The sequence below is a fragment of the Telluria beijingensis genome (genome assembly GCF_030770395.1).
GTDB lineage: Bacteria > Pseudomonadota > Gammaproteobacteria > Burkholderiales > Burkholderiaceae_D > Telluria > Telluria beijingensis.
This window is the reverse complement of record NZ_CP132480.1, coordinates 351474-368235: the sequence shown is the minus strand read 5'-3', so window position 1 is coordinate 368235 and position 16762 is coordinate 351474. Positions and strand designations below refer to the sequence as shown.

Annotated in this window: 12 protein-coding genes; all 12 read right to left on the bottom strand. The window is 67.4% G+C overall.

The genetic code is table 11. The features are described 5' to 3' along the window. Window positions 1–2 precede the first annotated feature (2 nt). Window positions 3–1799, bottom strand: coding sequence for a DUF4832 domain-containing protein (locus Q9246_RS01640; RefSeq protein WP_306394931.1), 1797 nt, complete (start codon window positions 1797–1799; stop codon window positions 3–5). 482 nt (window positions 1800–2281) lie between these two features. Beyond that, window positions 2282–3448 (bottom strand): glycosyltransferase family 4 protein, encoded by a 1167-nt coding sequence (locus Q9246_RS01635; protein WP_306394930.1) that lies wholly within the window; start codon window positions 3446–3448, stop codon window positions 2282–2284. Beyond that, on the bottom strand, window positions 3436–4689 hold the full coding sequence (locus tag Q9246_RS01630; RefSeq protein ID WP_306394928.1) for a glycoside hydrolase family protein: 1254 nt from the start codon (window positions 4687–4689) through the stop codon (window positions 3436–3438). Before Q9246_RS01630 ends, Q9246_RS01635 begins: the two co-directional genes overlap by 13 nt. A gap of 16 nt (window positions 4690–4705) precedes the next feature. After that, window positions 4706–5755, bottom strand: a complete 1050-nt coding sequence (locus Q9246_RS01625) for a GNAT family N-acetyltransferase (RefSeq protein WP_306394926.1) — start codon at window positions 5753–5755, stop codon at window positions 4706–4708. After that, complete coding sequence (locus tag Q9246_RS01620; protein WP_306394925.1) at window positions 5752–7395, bottom strand: GNAT family N-acetyltransferase; 1644 nt, start codon at window positions 7393–7395, stop codon at window positions 5752–5754. The genes Q9246_RS01625 and Q9246_RS01620 overlap by 4 nt, the downstream gene beginning before the upstream one ends. 2 nt (window positions 7396–7397) lie before the next feature. Further along, complete coding sequence (locus tag Q9246_RS01615) at window positions 7398–8585, bottom strand: glycosyltransferase family 4 protein (protein WP_306394924.1); 1188 nt, start codon at window positions 8583–8585, stop codon at window positions 7398–7400. Then, a complete protein-coding gene (asnB, locus tag Q9246_RS01610) occupies window positions 8582–10609 on the bottom strand; it encodes an asparagine synthase (glutamine-hydrolyzing) (protein ID WP_306394922.1) in 2028 nt (675 codons plus the stop codon). Before asnB ends, Q9246_RS01615 begins: the two co-directional genes overlap by 4 nt. Beyond that, window positions 10585–11745, bottom strand: coding sequence for a glycosyltransferase (locus Q9246_RS01605; protein ID WP_306394921.1), 1161 nt, complete (start codon window positions 11743–11745; stop codon window positions 10585–10587). The genes asnB and Q9246_RS01605 overlap by 25 nt, the downstream gene beginning before the upstream one ends. Beyond that, window positions 11742–12773 (bottom strand): polysaccharide deacetylase family protein, encoded by a 1032-nt coding sequence (locus Q9246_RS01600; RefSeq protein WP_306394920.1) that lies wholly within the window; start codon window positions 12771–12773, stop codon window positions 11742–11744. Before Q9246_RS01600 ends, Q9246_RS01605 begins: the two co-directional genes overlap by 4 nt. After that, a complete protein-coding gene (locus tag Q9246_RS01595; protein ID WP_306394918.1) occupies window positions 12770–14173 on the bottom strand; it encodes an O-antigen ligase family protein in 1404 nt (467 codons plus the stop codon). The genes Q9246_RS01600 and Q9246_RS01595 overlap by 4 nt, the downstream gene beginning before the upstream one ends. Beyond that, window positions 14170–15342, bottom strand: coding sequence for a glycosyltransferase family 4 protein (locus Q9246_RS01590; protein WP_306394916.1), 1173 nt, complete (start codon window positions 15340–15342; stop codon window positions 14170–14172). Before Q9246_RS01590 ends, Q9246_RS01595 begins: the two co-directional genes overlap by 4 nt. Next, window positions 15339–16757: a murein biosynthesis integral membrane protein MurJ gene (gene murJ, locus Q9246_RS01585; RefSeq protein WP_306394915.1), complete on the bottom strand. Its 1419-nt coding sequence runs from the start codon at window positions 16755–16757 to the stop codon at window positions 15339–15341. Before murJ ends, Q9246_RS01590 begins: the two co-directional genes overlap by 4 nt. Window positions 16758–16762 lie beyond the last annotated feature (5 nt).

The following is a 16762-nucleotide window of genomic DNA, read 5'->3' as shown; positions in this document are numbered from 1 at the left end:
CATCAAGGCGCGATACCGACCGTGTGGTTCAGCTGGTTGAAGCCCGTTGCCGCTTCCCAGGTATTGCTGTTGGCCATCTGGATCGAGTACTCCGGGCGGTTGCGCAGCGTGGTCTGCGGATCGGGCAGGTTCAGCAGCAGTGCATAGTTACCGCGTGGCATATTGGATGGCAAGGTCACCGTCTCGCTGATCGAGGCCGTCTGATTCGCCGACCAGCGACGCGGGTCCGCAGCCAGTTTCACGAAGAACAATGCGCCGGTCGTCGTGTTGCGGAACACGAGTTCCACGTTACGGCTGTTGTACGGCGCTGCCCAGCCCTGATTCTGCACAGACAGATTCACAGAGAAAGCGCCGCCCGGCTTGGCAGTGCCCGAGTAGCTACCCGAGGTCATGACGAAACGGTAGCCCAGCTTCTGGTCGACCGTGGTAAAGCAACCCTGGTTCTTCCAGTTGTTCAACACGGTCGTGTTGTAGTCCAGGTTCAGGTACGACCACTTGAATTTCGCCATCTCGGCAACCGCGGTCGGGCAGTCGCTGCGCGGCGGCGCGACGGCGCAGGTTTCACCACCCATGGCGACATAGTTCGACTCGGCCGCCAGGTAAGGGAACTCGACCGACGGATTGACGTAGGTGCCGTAGTCCGACGCACTCGACAGGAAGCAGTCGTTATGGAAGCCGAGGCGCGCCTTGGCCGTGTTGGTGTAGGCCTCGCTGACGGACAGGTTCGATGCGGTGTACAGCTTGGTCTTGAAGAGCGGCATACGCAGCTGCACCATGCGTTCGGCAGGCACCACGCTCAACAGCTTGTCGACGATGGACTTGCGATCGGCCATGTTCTGCGCGGTCATGTTATAGCTGTCGCCATAGTTCTGGGTATTGCCCCACTCGCCCCAGCTGCCGATGAGACCGGCCTGCACGACTGCGATCACATCCTTGTTGGACGCCAGGTAGGGCGCCAGCTGGGTGAGATGCTGGTTGACCATTGCCGGCTTGGCGTCGACCGGGCTGCTCGAATCGCTGTAGGCAAAGCGAACGATCGCCTTCATCCCCGTGCTGCGCACCGTGGCCATCTGCTGCTGGAACAGGTCCAGCGTGGCCTGGTTGATCGGCTTGGCGACGAAATCCTTGAGGTAGAACACGCACAGGATCATCGAACTGCTGCTCGACGTGCGATAACCCTTCAGCTGCGACTGGCTGAGCGGCGTGGTGCAGGGAACGTGGCGATAGAAGCCGCGTTCCGGATTGGCGATGGTGGCGGTCGATGCCGTGTACTTGACCGGCAGGGTCCCACCGCCGCCGCCACCGCCACCAGTGCCACTGTCCACTTGCGTCGACAGGGTTGCCTGGATGACCGGCGACACGTTCACTGGCGGATCGGTTTGCGCGACGAAACTGATGGCCGTGGGCGAACCCAGGTCGGCGCGCGACACGGTCAGCGCCGTCCGGGTGGGGCTGGAATTGGTGACGAGCGCCTTGACCGAGGTCCACGCCCACGAGCCTTTGGTGCCGGCATATTTGTACAGTTGACCGTTTTCGATCAGGAAATCAGCGCCAACGCCATACGAGGTATAGCCGGTGGTCGTGCTGCGGTCCTTGTCGATGTAGACACGGGTCCAGGTCGGCGTCGCGCTGTGCGACACGGTGAAATGCACGTTGCTGGCATCGGCCACCGCGGTGGGGACGGCGACTTGCGCTTGGGCGGACACCGCACACAGGCTGGCGGCAAGGGCGGTACTAGCGAGGAACAGGTTCTTTTTGCTCAGCGAACAGGAAACCGAAATGTGTTTGTTCTGGGACATGCAAACTCTTTCACTTGAAAAGTAAGGGTGTAACAATCCAGCCATCCTTAATGAAAAGTAATGGATCAGCTGTATCAATTTCACGGAAACCTACAATTGCCGGCCTGCTATGGAGGTCGCGGAGAGGTCATGGTGTGTGCCGAACATCGGCGCCGTCGTTACGCATCAAGCGGTGGTTGCTCGTGGAATGATGCGAAAGTGGCCATTCCAGATCACGACGGGTGCTTCCTATCTAGGCCGATTACGCGAATGTCTTGGGCGCATCGCTTCAGCAAAGAACAGCCCATTAGACTTGCCGCGAAGCGATTAGTTCCCGCAGGAATAAAAAAAATTTCGCGCAAGAATGCGCTATCGTACAAATACGGATTCCAGGGATCATTGATTGCGTGCCACGTCGAGCTGTTGCAGACGGGCAGCTACGCGGCCGGGGCGAGAGGTTGTGAGCTGGGCCGGCAGCCCGACAGCCGGGTTTTGCGAAGATGTCAGCCTGCCTCGGTCGAGGCTATGCGGGACGTTGCTGGGAGAGGCTGGCGCTTGAGGCCATGGCATGCGAACAAGGCGTCCCACATGGCCGCGACCTTCGGCATCGAAAACCGCTCGCGCACCTGGGTCGCACGGATAGCGAACTCTTCGCGCAGATCGTCGTCACCCATCAGGCGCTCGAGTGCAGCGCAGAACGGCGCGGTTTCTCCAGCGGGCACCAGCAAGCCGTCGACACCATGCCGGATGATGTCCCGCGGTCCCGTATCGCAATCGAAACTCACCGCCGGCAGGCCGCAGGCCATCGCTTCCAGGAGCGTGTTGGGAAATCCCTCGAAATCCGAGCTCATGCCATACAGCGCGGCATGCTCGTACCACTCCCCCGGGTTGCCGACACGCCCCGGGAGGAACACCCTGCCCTGCAATCCGGCGTCCCGCACCTGCGCCTCCAGGGCGGCGCGCTCCGGGCCTTCGCCGAGGATGACGAGGTCCCATGCCGGGCGACGCGCCGCAAGCAGGCCGAAGGCGCCGACGAGGGTGGCGAAGCTCTTCTCCGCGCTGAGGCGGCCGACGCCCAGCAGGATGTGTCGCCCTGGCGCGCAGCAGCTGCAGGGATCGACACGCGGCGCCTGGACAGGCAGTGGCCAGGTGACCGCGTTGGGAATGACGACCAGGCTGCGGACCCCGGTATGGAACGTCAGCCAGTGCGCGCATTCCTCCGTCAGCGCGACCACCGCGGACAGGCGCCCGTACGCGTGGCGGCGCATCGTTTCCCACAGAATTCCCATCGGCGCCCTGGGCGGGAAGTTGTGCTCGGACCCGAAGGTGCGCAGGCCAGGCAGCCCGCGCGAAGCCGCGGCCAGGACCACGTTCGCCGTGTGCATGGCGGACAGCGCGACCTCGGGCCGCACGGTACGCAGCACGCGGCGCAGGGCGCGTACGCGCCGCACGGTGCGATTGATGCCCGCCAGCAGGTTGGGACGCGTGTCAGCCAGGTCCAGGGCAATACGTTCGACGGCGGGATCGAGCACATAGAAATCGCTGCCACGCGGCGCGACGGTCACCAGCGTCAGCTCCCACCCGATCGATGCCCAGTAATTGGCGAGATTGGCGACGACGCGTTCGGCCCCGCCATTTTCGAGCGAATGAATATAGATCAGCAGTCGCATGGGATGCTCGCGGAGGATTCGGGGGCAATCCGGAACCGGTCGGGCATGGCGCCGGCCAGTCCGGCCAGGTTGCGGTCCAGGTACACGGTCCCGCCGGCAGTCGACACGGAGGGATTGGCGATCACCCTGCCCGTGCTCCCGGCCGCCAGCGAGCCGTGCAGGCTGATCCGCTCCCATTGCCGTGCCGTGCGCGGCTGTATGCCGTGGATCTCGTGGTCGAACAGGAACATTGTCCCCATCGACTGCGTCGCGAGGACATTGACGGTCGCATCGATGTCGCGCATCGCGCCCTCGGCTTGCGGCCCCTGGTGATAGAAATGCACGTAGCTGTCATGGATGCAGTCGCCCGACACGTCGATCCGCACCCGCACGTGCTCGACGTCGCCCAGGCGCGCCCCCTGGCACACCAGCGCGACCAGGCCATTGCTGCCAGGCCAGGCGCGGTCGGCCGACGTCCTGACGACGACATCGGCGCGCCGCGCCGCATGGGCGATGAAGGCGCGGCGCACGTTATGGCAGTCGAGGTCGACGCTGACGCCGCCGCCGATGTGGCTTGCGCCTACGCCATAGTAGGCATGGCTTACCTCGCCCTGTACGTGGATGTCGGACAGCAGATGACGGCCGGCCGCGCCGTTATTCGATGCCAGCAGGCCCAGCACGCGCTCCGCCCGGCAGTCGACCAGGCGTAGTCCGCTGCTCGACCTGTCCGCCTGTATTCCCACGCAATACATCCCCTTCCAGTCGACCCAGGGAAAGAAGCCGTGGTCGACAAAGGTCGCGCCCGCCAGGGTCACGTTATTAAAATTATGGAAGTAGAACATGTGCGGCACGACGAGCCTGGCCGTGTTCGCCGCGAACACGGCGCCGTAGGCGGAAATCGCGATATCGCGCAGGTCGCGGCACAGCAGGATGGATTCCGGCTGGTCGAACGCGCCGAAATCGTAGGTGCCGGGCGGGACCAGCAGCGTTCCTCCGCCCGCCCTGGCCAGCGCTGCGAGACCGTCGCGAAATGCCGCGGCCAGCGCCAGGCGGTCGGCGCCGGGCCGGCCGCCGAAGTCGGCCAGGATGACGGTCGTCTCCGGTATCGGGGTACCCGCGGCCCGGTCGCCCGGCGGCCAGACCGGCGCCAGCGCGGAGCCCTGCCTGTGCGGCGTTGCCAGCGCCAGCGCGCCGGCGGCCAGCCCGCGGGCGAGGAACCGTCGCCGTCCCGCGCCGTGTGAAGGATTCCCCTTTCCGGCCATCGCCCGGGTCCCATCGCTATGCGCCTGCCTTGTTCCGGCATGCGTGAAACAGTCTGAACGCCAGATCGGCTAGCCAGGTACCGCGGCGTCGATGCAGCCGCAACTTGAGGCGCCGGATCTTGCCGTGCGCGAAAGCCGTTGCCGCGATGTCGAGGTTCGCCAGCAGGCACCGGTGCGAACGGTAGATATGGAGCTGGTCCATGTCGAGCCGCTCGCCCAGCATGCGCTCCTTGAATCCGAACAGGCCGCCGCCCAGGTAGAACTTGCGCCCGCCGCGCCGGATGCTCTCGCAGATCGTGTGGTACATGCACAGCTCGCCCAGGCCATGGCGATCGTAGTCGGGATCGTGCGCGGTGACCTCGCCGAACCACGACGTGCCGACGCGATAGGTCAGCGATCCGGCGCACAGGCGACCATCGATCGTCAGCAGCGTGACGAGGCCGCAGGTGCGCGCCAGCGCCATCATGCGCGCGACATCGTGCTTGAGCCGCACGCCCCGGCTACCGATGCGCTGCTCGCTCAGTTGCGCGATCCGGCCCACGGTCTCCTCGTCCACGTCGCCATCGGCGAGATACTCGATCGCGAAGCCAGGATAGTGCTTGCTTATCCCGTTGAGACGGGAACGCAGCTTGGCGCGTGTCGATTTTCCCAGCGCCGCCAGGTAGTCGCCCGGCATGGCCGGCAGCGGAATCACCCAGGTGTCCTTGGCATTGTGCCGTTGCACCGGAAAACCGATGTGGTCCGGGTCGGTGCGCACGGCATTGAAGCGGATGACGTCGACCGCGGGGAAATGGTCGAACACATAGCGCGCGAACCGCTCCAGTGTCGCGGGCGCGATGTCGATCATCTCGTTGAGCACGACCAGCTGGCGCCCGTCGCAATGGAACAGCAGGATGTCCGGTGCGCGGCCGGCGCCGCGGTCGATATAGCAACTGGCATTGCCCAGCGTGCGCCAGACCCGGAAGAACGGCAGTGACGAATGCAGCGTCTCGTAGCTTGCCGCAAGCTCGTGCTCGACGAATGCGGGAACGTCGTGCAGGTAACAGGACACGTCGGATCCGTTCATTGGATGCTCCCTGCCGGCGTGGCGTCGACGAAACCGCAGCGCCGGATGCCCTGCCGGGACAGGCTGCCGAGCCGTCCCGAATAGTAGACGGCAGCGTCGGCGACGCCCTGGTCGAGCATGGCGAGGATGCGGTCGACGAAACGCTCCATCAAGTCGTCGTTGGCTTCCCCGCCGTGCGCCTGCAGGTCGAACAGGACGGTCGCGCCGGGTTCGATGGCTTGCGCGGGCGGCGGACATGCACTGTTGCCGCAGCGTGCAAACGCCCAGCAGTGGAGGACCAGCCTGTCGCCGGGGGCATGGCAGAACAGCTGGCACCCCTGCTCGAGGCGTTTCATCGCCGTGCCGATGAACATGCCGCGCTTGATCGAGGCGGCGGAATCGTCGTACTTGAAGACGTCTTCCAGGCTGTTGCGCGACACCGGCAGCGCGCCGGCGCTGCTGCGCCGGGTGCCGGGGGCCAGGCGCCACAATGCGCGGCCGCCCCGCAGACTCTCGAGCAGACCGTCGCGCGGACCGTCGGCGTCCGCGCGCCGGGCCAGGGCCTGCAGGTTTTCCACTGCCTGCACGAGGTCGACCTTGCGCCTGCCGCTCATGTGCAGCAGCGCCTTCCCGGCCTGCCTGACGCAGGTCGCGGCCTGTGCCCGCACGCGCTGCACGACGCTGCCCGCCATGGTCAGCTCGAAGACTTCATCGTGGTCGGAGGCAAAGTGTTCCTTGTACGGGTCGCCGCCGGGCGTCAGGTCGAGCAGATCGATCCGGTCCGCCGCCAGCTGGCTGCCGAGCAGCGCAAGCAGCAGCTGGCCCGGGGAATGCGCGGCGAGCGCCGGCGCATGGGTACTGATGCCCAGGTGGACGGTGCGGTCCTTGCTCAACAAACCGATGTGCGCAGCCGCCAGCGCGTCGCCCACCGTCAGCACCGTCGTGTGCAGCATGCCGCGGCGCTGCAGCTCCAGGTAGAAGCGCTTCTTCAGCGGGTCGCTCAGGAACGGCGTCTGCCGATGCAGCGCCGCTTGCCGGAAATCGTACTGGAGGCAGATATCGTCGAACATGCGGCGGAACTGCGCCTCTCCGGTAATGCGTTCGAACGCGAGCGGACCGAGCCGGCCCAGGCGGTTGGCGTTCTGTCGGTGCGTCTTCTTGCGCCTGAGCTTCTCCATCGCCACCGGCTCGGGACGCAGCACGGGACGGGCATGGCCGTGCAGCACGCAGTACCTGCGCTCGCCGGCATGCAGGAAGCCGAGCGGAATCCCGGGCGGCAGGTATTTCAGGCTCGTCCGCGCCTGCGGCAGCGCGCCGCGTATGCACGCAAGCGCGTCCTGCGCGAAGCGGTCGGCGTGCACCGTGTCCGCGATCCAGCCCTGGTATTCCGCCTGGACCGCGCCCGCGCCCGTCAGCCGCGCACCGTCGTCGCTCGATGCCAGCGTGAGCAGGCCGCGCAGCGCGCCGTCCGTGGCCGTGTCGACCAGCACCAGCGGCGCGTAACGCTCGCGGTAGATGTGGTACCAGGGCAGGACGAAATCGGGGTGCTGGCAGCCGGTCGCCCACGGGCAGCGCGCATGCAGCGCCTTCCATGGCGCGGCGAATGCGCTGGAACCGATATGCGCCAGCGCCCCGTCGCCAGTAAGGATCTGGAAGCCCATGGCTACTCCCGCACGGTATTCGCCGCTGCCTGGGGCAGCACCGCCCTGCCCCCGCGCGCCGAGTCGCTGGCCGCCTCTTCGATCTGCCGGATGGCCGAGAGGTACTTGTTGATGACGATGTCTTCGTCGAACTCGCGCACGACTTTCGCGCGCCCGGTCGCGCCCATGCAGGTGCGTTGGTCCGGCGTCAGGCGCGCCATGCGGATCATTTTTTCCGCCAGGTCGGTGGCGCTCTTGACCCGGCACAGGTAGCCATTGCAGTTGTCGTCGACGATATCCTTGCAACCGACGACGTCGGTGGCAATGATCGGCCGCGCCGCCGCCGCGGCTTCGAGCAGGGAATGCGGCACGCCCTCGCGGTACGAGGGAAGCACGACGCAGTCGGCCTGCCCGAGGTAAGGCCGCACGTCGTCGGTGCGGTTCAGGTACCGTACCAGCCCCTGCGCTTCCCATTCCCGGATCTGGTCGACGCGGATGGCGTTCGGATTCTCGGCATCGATCCCCCCGAGCAGCTGGAACTCGCTTCCAGGGATGTGCTGGCGCACGATGCGCGCCGCCGCGACGTACTCCTCGACTCCCTTATCCTTGAGCATGCGCGCAATGAGCAGGAATCGAAAGCCGCCCGGCGCCGGCGCCGCCATGGGCAGCGGCTGGAAATGGCGCAGGTCGACGCCCGATCCCGGCAACAGCTCGGACACGCTTTCCCGCGCCATCCCCGCGTCGAGGAACAGCTGGCGGTCGTCCCGGTTCTGGAAAAACACCCGGCTGGAACGCCGCAGCGACATCCGGTACAGCTGCTTGACCAGCCTGGTGAGCATGGCGCCGTGCAGGAAGGTCGTGCCCAGGCCCCCGATATTGTTGATGACCGGGATCGCCAGGTTGCCCGCGGCAAGCGAACCGTAGACATTGGGCTTGATCGTGAAGCCCAGGTAGGCGAATGGCCGCACCGACTGGAACACGCGTCGATACTTGACCAGCAGCGCCAGGTCGTGGCTCGCATTGGTGCCGTGCTGGTCCACGGGCAGCTGCTTGAAATGGCAACCCAGTTCGGCCAGGCGAGGCGCGTATTCGTCATCGTGGGCGAGGACCAGCACCTCGTAACCCTGGCGCACGAAGGACTTGACGAGGCCGGCGCGGAAGTTACAGATATTCCAGGCCGTGTTGACCGAAATGACGATTTTCCTGTTCATGAGATGGCTCCAGTCAGATGCTCCGCCATGTCAGCGTCCCGCTCCGTCCGCGGCTGCGCACGGCGATGCGCGAGCCAGGCCTGGAACATCAGCACGTTCCACAACTGGTATTGCCAGTTGCGCTGGCCCGACACATGCTCGGTCCAGCAGCGCCTGACCAGGGCCGGTTCGAGAAACCCTTCATCGGCCAGCCTCGCTTGCGCCAGCAGGGCGTCGCCCCATTCGCGCAAGGGGCCGCGCAGCCAGTCGCCGACCGGGATGCCGAAGCCCATCTTCGGACGCTCGATCAGGGCTTTCGGCACGTAGCGGTACAGCACCTGGCGCAGGATCCATTTCGTGACCCCGTCGCGCAGCTTGCAGGATTGCGGCAGGCGCCAGGCAAACTCCACGACCCGGTGGTCCAGTAGCGGCACCCGCGTTTCCAGCGACACGCTCATGGCGGCCCGGTCCACCTTCACCAGGATGTCGTCCGGCAGGTAGGTCAGCAGGTCGAGCGCCATCATGCGCTGCAGGCCATCGAGCGCGGCGAGGTCCGGCGCGTCCCCGTTCAGGGCCGTGGGGGGTTCGGCGGCGCCGCGCACCAGCGCCGCCGGATCGTCCCAGTGCGACACCAGGCCGAGGTAGAGCGCATCGAGCGACGCGCAGGTCATGACTTGCGCCCCCTTGTGCAGCTTGTCGCCCGTGTTCTGGAAGCGCATGGCGCGCGGCAGGCCTGGCCCCAGCGCCCGCGCCGCCCGGTTCCACGCCTCGACCGATACGCCGGCGATGCCCCTGGCGGCGAGCCGGCGCAGGGGCAAGGGCGCCGCGCTGACCTTGTGCCACAGGGCGTCGACGAACTGGTAGCGGTTGTACCCGCAGAACAGTTCGTCACCGGCGTCGCCCGACAGCGCCACCGTCACGTGCTGGCGGGCCAGGCGCGACACGAGGACCGTGGGCAGCTGCGAAGAGTCGGAGAACGGCTCGTCGTAGGCATCCTGAAGCGAAGGGATGACGTCGCGCGCCTGCGCGGCCGTCACATACAGTTCGGTGTGATCCGTCCCAAGATGCCTTGCCACCGCCTGCGCATGGTGCGCCTCGTTGTAGTCGCTTTCGTGAAAGCCGATGGAGAACGTCTTCACGGGGCGCGCCGATTGCGCCTGCATCAGGGCAGTGACCGTGGACGAATCGACTCCGCCCGACAGGAAGGCCCCGAGCGGCACGTCGGCCACCATCTGGGCGCCGACGGCAGCGCGCAGCAAGCCGTCCAGCGCCTCCACCGCCTGCTCCGGCGAGCCGCGAAATGGCCGGTTCACGCCATCGGTCATCGTGCCGGGGGCGCTCCAGTAGCTTGATAGCGCATGCGTACGGGACGGTTGCGCCACGCTCAGGAGGCAGCCCGGAGGCAGCTTGAACACGTTCCTGTAGATCGAATATGGGGCCGCGATGTAACCGTGACGCATCTGCAGGCACAGCGCGTCGCGGTCGATGACGTCGTCGAAGGCGGGATGGGCGCGCAGCGCTTTCAGTTCCGACCCGAACAGGAAGGCTCTCTGTTCGCCTTGCCCCTGCCAGCCGTAGTACAGGGGTTTTTCGCCGATGCGGTCGCGCGCCAGCGTCAGCGAGCGCGCCTGCCGGTCCCAGACGGCGAGCGCGAACATGCCGACCGCGCGCTCGACGGTCGCACGAATTCCCCATTGCTCGAAGCCGGCCAGCAGCGTCTCGGTATCGGATCCGCCCCGCCATGGCGTCGGGTACATGTCCCCATCGAGTTCCCGGCGCAGCAGCAGGTGGTTGTAGATTTCGCCGTTGAAGACGAGGACGTAGCGGCCGCCGGGCGACTGCATCGGCTGGTGGCCGGCGGCCGACACGTCGATGATCGCCAGGCGCCGGTGGCCCAGCGCGATGCCGTGTGCCGGGTCGCACCAGTGGCCGGCATCGTTCGGGCCCCGGTGGGCGAGCGTCGCGCTCATCCGCGCTACTTGCCGTACGAGTTCTTCGCGCGGCAGGAAGGCGTCCGCCTTCAGGAAGCCGGTGAGTCCGCACATGAAAGTCCCCCTTCGTCCAGGATGCTGTCGTAGATCGACTCGAAGCGCGCACGCGCGCAGCGCATGCTGTAGCTGGCGCGGATGCGCTCGCGCGCCAGCTGCCCGAGTTCGAACAGATACCCCGGGCCGCGCGCGATCAGTCCATGCACGCCGCGCGCCAGCGCATCGGGGTCGGCCTTCTGCACTACCACGCCCGTATCGGCCAGGAGCACGGCGACGTCGCCCACATTGGTCGCGACGCAGGGCAGGCCCATCGCCATGGCTTCGCCGACGACGTTCGGGAATGCCTCGGTGCGCGACGACAGGCAGAAGATGTCCATCGCCGCAAGGCAGACGGCGGCGTCGTCGCGTTCGCCCAGCAGCACGAAGCGGTCCGCATGGCCGGTATCGCGAATCCACTGGCCGAGGACCTGGTTGCCGGCGTCCAGGTCGCGGCCGACCATCAGGAAACGCACGCGCTCGTCCTTCGCCGCCAGCATGCCGGCCGCCTCCACGAAATTGCCATGGTCCTTGTCGAGGTTGAACCGGCCGAGCGTGCCGACCACGATGTCTCCCGCGCCGAAACCGCAGCGCCGGCGCAGTTCGTCGCGCTCGGCCTCGCTGGCCGTCAGCGCCCCGAGGTCGAAGCCGTTGGCGACCACGGTCATGCGGCTGGTATCGTAGCCGACGCGCGCATGCGAACGCAGCGCCGCGTGGGCCACGCAGACGATCGTGTGCGGCACCCAGCGCGACATCAGGGCGCAGGCGCGGCGCACCAGGGACGTGGTGCGGGCGCAGCCGATGTCCAGGTCCGTGGTCCGGATTCCCCAGATGATCCTGCGGTTGCCGGCCACGCGCGCGGCCAGGCCGCCCAGGAAATCGGCGTGGTACAACCAGGTCTGCACGATGTCGGGCCGCAGCTTGCGGATCAGGCGCACCAGCTGCACGCTGTGCGCGAACGGCGAATGCCGCACGTCCAGCACGATCAGGGGTATGCCCACGTGCTCGAAGCGGGCCGACATGCCTCCACCGGGCGTGAGCGCCACCACGGTATGGTCGTAGTCGCTGTCGCGGAACTGCAGGATCAGCCGGTACAGCGCCATTTCGGCGCCGCCGACCGACAGGCCGCTGATGACGTGCAGGACATGGCGCTTCATCGTGCCCCCTGCCAGAACAATGCGTACGAGGTGCCGGCCGATACCAGGCAGGGCTGCGGCGCCGGCGGCTGCGCGTCCGTCATCCCGGCGAACGCGCCCATGCACTGCGATTGCATGCCGAACCTGTCGGCGAGCAGGCGGTAGTGCAGCAGGACCTGTTCCAGCATGGCCAGGTTGGCCTCGAGGTTGACGCCGAAATTATGCGGGTGCCACCACAGGTGGAATAGTCCGCCGGTACGGGCGGCCTCGGTCATGCCCTGCTTGATCCGGTGCAGGCGCAGGGCCATCAATGGCTCGGACAAGGCCGACCAGGCATACAGGAACGCGCTCGCAGGGACGTTCACGAGCGTGCCATCGACCTGTTCGCGCCGGCAGCATGAGCCGCTCAGCGGCACGAAGGCATCGGCCTTGCGCATGACGCGCCCTGCCGTCCCCCCCGGCACCGCGTCGCCGTTACGGTATAGCCAGTGTTGGGCATTGCCGCGATAGACCAGGATGCCGGCCGCCGGCAGCAGCGCCAGGAATGCGGGACTGATCTGGTTGCGCGGGAAGACGATGGTCCGGAACACGATGCCCATCCCGGCCGCCAGGCTGGCCGCGCGCGCCAGGTCCTCGACGAAGCCCGCGGGCGTGGCGCGCTTGTCCTTGCAATAGAAATGGCTGAAGGTATGCGACCCCAGTTCCTGGCCGTCGGTCTCGAGGATGCGCTCGACCAGCGGCCTGGCGAAGAACAGCCTCGGATATTGCTTGAGCAGCGCATCCTCGGCATCGGCCCAGGGTTCAGGCACCGCGGCGGATCGGGTGCCGGTGCAGCGCCGCGCGCGCCACTCGCCATAGTCGCGGCACATGATCGCGCCCACGGTCGCCCAGGTCGCGTTGACGCCATGGGCGCGGAACCGCGCCAGCATCCGGGGGATGGCCTGCCATTCGCCCAGCACGTTGCGGCCATAGGCCGCGATGCTCTGCGTATCTTCGACGCCCCAGAACATTTCGAAATCCAGGGAGATCACAAATTTGCCGTGGCTCATGGTCGTGTCCCGGCCAGCAGGGCGCGGCCTGCGCCGGCGGCGCGGCAGGCGTAGCGGCCCGGCCTGGCCCTTGCGTACGCTCCTCGTGCCTGGAGCGCCCGCCCGGGCGCGGTCCACGCCGCGCGTGTGGAGACCAGCGCGCAGGTCGCCAGCCAATAGGTATTCGCATCGAGCATCTGGTGCGTGAACATCGACATCCACGCGAACAGGAACACCATCGCCACGTGCAGGCCGCGCTCGGCCAGGAAGCGTCCGCGCCACAGGATGACCAGCAGCCACATCCACAACCCGATCCCGAACAGCCCGTACTCCGCCGCCAGCATCAGCAGCTGGTTGTGCGTGCCGCCGCGGTGCGACCAGAACAGCGTGCTTCCCGCCCCCGCGCCGAACACGGGGTTGTGCTGGAACAGCTCCCAGGCCGCCTTGACGACGCTCGCGCGTTCCGCCGAGCTGTCGTCGTCGAAACTGAGATTCGAGAAGAATCCCATCCGCGACAGGATATTGCTGGACGCTCCCTCGAATTCGTCGCGCGACTGCAGGTAGCTTTCGAAACTGCCGAGGCCCAGCGCGAGCGCCGCGAACGCCGCGGCCGTGGCCACGACCATGGAACGCGGAAGCGCCCCGCGCGCGACCATGATCGCCAGGACGACGCCCCAGGCGATGATCGACGAGCGGGAAAACGTGGCGAGGATCGCCGCGCCGGCGAGCAGCAGCAATGGCCCGCGATAGCGCAGGCCGATCGCGGCGCAGCCCAGTATGGCCACATGCAGCAGCGCCTCGCCCGCCATGGTCGGATTGATGAACGTCGCCGCCGCGCGGCCGAGCACCGCGCCTTCGAGGTCGGTCCGGTAGAACATGCCCTGGTAGGCGAAATCGAGCAGGACCGCGCATGGCAGCAGCACCATCAGCGCCACGGCAGCGTACAGGTAGGTCTTCGCGGGCGTCACGAACACGACGAAGCCGAACAGGACCGCGACCATGATGTACTGGATCCGGGTCAGCACCAGCGCCGCCCGCACCCCATCGCCGTGGTCCGACAGGTAGGTGGCGCCGGCCAGGCCGCCCGCCGACCAGGTCGACAGATGGATCAGGTTGAGGGCGACCAGTGCGCAGGCCCACAGGGCGAACGGCGACAGCAGGTAGGCGACCAGCATGGCGCGCCGCGCCAGCAGGCACGGCGTCATGAGCAGCACCAGCAGGAAGTACACGTACTTGGGCGGCAGGGAGGCATCCTGGGTGTACAGGTAGATCGGAGCGTTGGCATAGATCGCGCACATCGCGAGGCCGAGGACGGCGCACTGGTAGAACAGCAGGCCGCCGTGCCTGGCCGGGGCCAGCGCCGCGGACGGCGTGGCGCGGACCACGAACACGCTCGTCACGATGGAAGGCCGGCGGCTCATGACAGGAGTTCCCGTTCTTTCGACCCGCCGGCCGGGCGCCTGGACGCCTCGCCCGCGTCCCGGAGGCGGCTGAATAGCGCCTCCCACATGCCTGCGACCCGCTCGATCCCGAAGCGCTGCCGCGCCGCGGCCGCCTGCGCCGCGAACTGCCGCCTGAGCGCGCCATCTGCCATCAAGGCATCGAGCGCCCCTTCGAGCGCGTCCGGATCGCCCGGGGCGACCAGCAATCCGTCGATGCCGTGCCGGACGATGTCGCGTGGTCCGGTATCGCAGTCGACGCTGACGACCGGCATGCCATGGCATAGCGCCTCCGCCAGCGCATTCGGGAACCCTTCGGAGTGGGACGACAGCACATACAGGTCGCAGCGCGCATGCCATTGCGCGACGTTGCCGGCGATACCGGGCATGACGACCCGGCCCTCGAGCCCCAGCGCTGCGCGCGCCTCCTGCAGGGCGGCGCGTTCCGGGCCTTCTCCGAGAATGACGAGATCCCAGTCCGGATGGCGACCGGCGAGCCGGGCGAACACCGCCAGCAGGCCGCCGAGGTTCTTGACCGGGTCCAGGCGCCCGATCGCAAGCAGCAACCGCCGCCCGGGGTCGACGACCTTGTTCGGCACGATCCAGGGCGCGACGCACGGCAAAGGCCAGACGACGGCATTCGGAATCACGGGAACGGTGCGCGCCGACGTATGCGTGACGATCCACCGCCTGCATTCCTCGGTCAGGGCCACGACGGCGTCCAGGCGGTCGTACAGGAGCCGGCGCGCGCTGCTCCACGGCCGGGCCAGCGGCGCATGGGGTGGATAGCAGCGCTCCGACCCCACGCGCACGAGCCACGGCATTCCCCGGCTGGCCAGGGCAAGCAGCACGTTCGGGGTGCTCATCATGGCGAGTGCGACCTCCGGCCGCAGCTGAGCGAGCAGGCGGCGCAGCGCCCCTATGCGTCGCAGGTTATGGCGCGCAGCGGCCAGCGGCGAGGGGCTGTCGCCCGCCAGGTCGAGCGCGACGCGCCGCACGCCTGCACGCAAGTCATAGAAGTCCTCGCCCCGCGGCGCCAGCGTGGCCACCGTCACGTCCCAGCCGCGATCGGCCCAGTGGTTGGCGAGCGTGGCGACGGTGCGCTCGGCGCCGCCGCCGGCCAGGCTATGGGTAAATAGAAGAATCTTCATGTGCGCCGCTTTCCCGCGGCGCGCCCGCGCGATCCGGCAGGGCCTTCGTCCCTCGCCCCACGAACAATCAGGGCATGCCAGAAGAACAGTCCGGTCGACGCGTAGACCAGCATCGTGCCGAGCGCGATGCCGTTCACGCCGAGTACGGGGACCAGCAGCGCGTTGCCGGCGATCTTGGCGACGCAGCCGATCAGGGCCGAGACGAACACCAGCTGGTAGCGCCGCTGGCTCAGTGCATAGCTGACCAATACCATTGACGAGAAATAGAAAGGCAGTTGGGGCAGCCCGTAGCGCAGCACCTCCGCCACCGCGGCCGTATCGGCTGCGCCGAACTGGCCGCGTTCATACAACAGGCGCACCATCCATGGCGCGGCCGCATGGCTGGCCAGCATCGCCAGCAGGCCCAGCGCGAACAGGATGCCCGCCCACAGGCGTGCGACGGCGCGCAGGTGAGCGCCCGCTTGCGCATGCGCTTGCGCCTGCGCGAAAATGGGCAGGGTCGCGCGCGATACCGCGATCGCCGCCAGCCCGAGGATCAGCGCCAGGATCCGGTTCGCGTAGCCCAGCATGGCGATCGCGCCCGTGCCCAGCCCGGCCGCGTAGAACTGGTCGATCACGACCGTCAGGCTCATCAGCGCCTGCCCCCCGACCATGATGCCGAAGCCCTGCCAGAACCAGCTCCACTGCGGCGACGAGAGCGCGAGCCGCGGTGCGCGCTCCCTGTCGTGCCGGCCCAGCGGCGCCATGAGCGACAACAGATGCAGCACGCTGCCGGCAACCGTTCCCCACACCAGCGCCCGCATGCCGCCGCCAGGCAGCGCCATGACCAGCGCCCCGATCGACAATGGGGGAATGCATTCGAGCAGCGTGTTCACATGGCGCTCGGCCGCCAGCATCCATGCCGACTGGAGCGCGGTCAGCATCCCGAGCGGCAGCAGCAGGATCAGGCCCGGCAGCGCCGCCCCGGCCAGGCTGGCCAGGCGGGGCGGCAAACCGCTCTGCCCGAGCTGGAACAGGGTGTGCAGGACCAGCCACGCCAGTCCCGCCAGCGCAAGCCCGGCAACGATCACGAGCCCGAGCAGTTCGGAGCGGAACCTTGCGAGGTCCCCCTGCTGGTGCCGCAGGCGCACCGCCAGCGGCACCAGGACGGCGGTCAGTACGCTGGACCACACCCCGAGCGGCCAGCCGATCACGGTGTACAGGAACTGGTAGGCATCGACTTCCGCGCCCAGGCCGTAACGGTAGGCCACGGCCATTTCCTTGATGGCGCTGGCCAGTTTGCCGACGAAGACGAAGGCGGCGACGGTGAGCATCCCCTTGAGGATCGCGGCATGGTCCGGGGCGGCCGCACGGAGTTGCGCGCCAAGCGCCCGCAAGGGCTGCAGGAAGGACAATCTGGCGTAGCCGGGCCGCATATCGT

Bases quoted from the DNA above. Each gene is read 5' to 3' on its own strand.
- murJ (WP_306394915.1), bottom strand. From the start codon at position 16,757: ATGCGGCCCGGCTACGCCAGATTGTCCTTCCTGCAGCCCTTGCGGGCG.
- Q9246_RS01605 (WP_306394921.1), bottom strand. From the start codon at position 11,745: ATGAAGCGCCATGTCCTGCACGTCATCAGCGGCCTGTCGGTCGGCGGC.
- Q9246_RS01640 (WP_306394931.1), bottom strand. From the start codon at position 1,799: ATGTCCCAGAACAAACACATTTCGGTTTCCTGTTCGCTGAGCAAAAAG.
- Q9246_RS01615 (WP_306394924.1), bottom strand. From the start codon at position 8,585: ATGAACAGGAAAATCGTCATTTCGGTCAACACGGCCTGGAATATCTGT.
- Q9246_RS01630 (WP_306394928.1), bottom strand. From the start codon at position 4,689: ATGGCCGGAAAGGGGAATCCTTCACACGGCGCGGGACGGCGACGGTTC.
- asnB (WP_306394922.1), bottom strand. From the start codon at position 10,609: ATGTGCGGACTCACCGGCTTCCTGAAGGCGGACGCCTTCCTGCCGCGC.
- Q9246_RS01620 (WP_306394925.1), bottom strand. From the start codon at position 7,395: ATGGGCTTCCAGATCCTTACTGGCGACGGGGCGCTGGCGCATATCGGT.
- Q9246_RS01600 (WP_306394920.1), bottom strand. From the start codon at position 12,773: ATGAGCCACGGCAAATTTGTGATCTCCCTGGATTTCGAAATGTTCTGG.
- Q9246_RS01590 (WP_306394916.1), bottom strand. From the start codon at position 15,342: ATGAAGATTCTTCTATTTACCCATAGCCTGGCCGGCGGCGGCGCCGAG.
- Q9246_RS01595 (WP_306394918.1), bottom strand. From the start codon at position 14,173: ATGAGCCGCCGGCCTTCCATCGTGACGAGCGTGTTCGTGGTCCGCGCC.
- Q9246_RS01635 (WP_306394930.1), bottom strand. From the start codon at position 3,448: ATGCGACTGCTGATCTATATTCATTCGCTCGAAAATGGCGGGGCCGAA.
- Q9246_RS01625 (WP_306394926.1), bottom strand. From the start codon at position 5,755: ATGAACGGATCCGACGTGTCCTGTTACCTGCACGACGTTCCCGCATTC.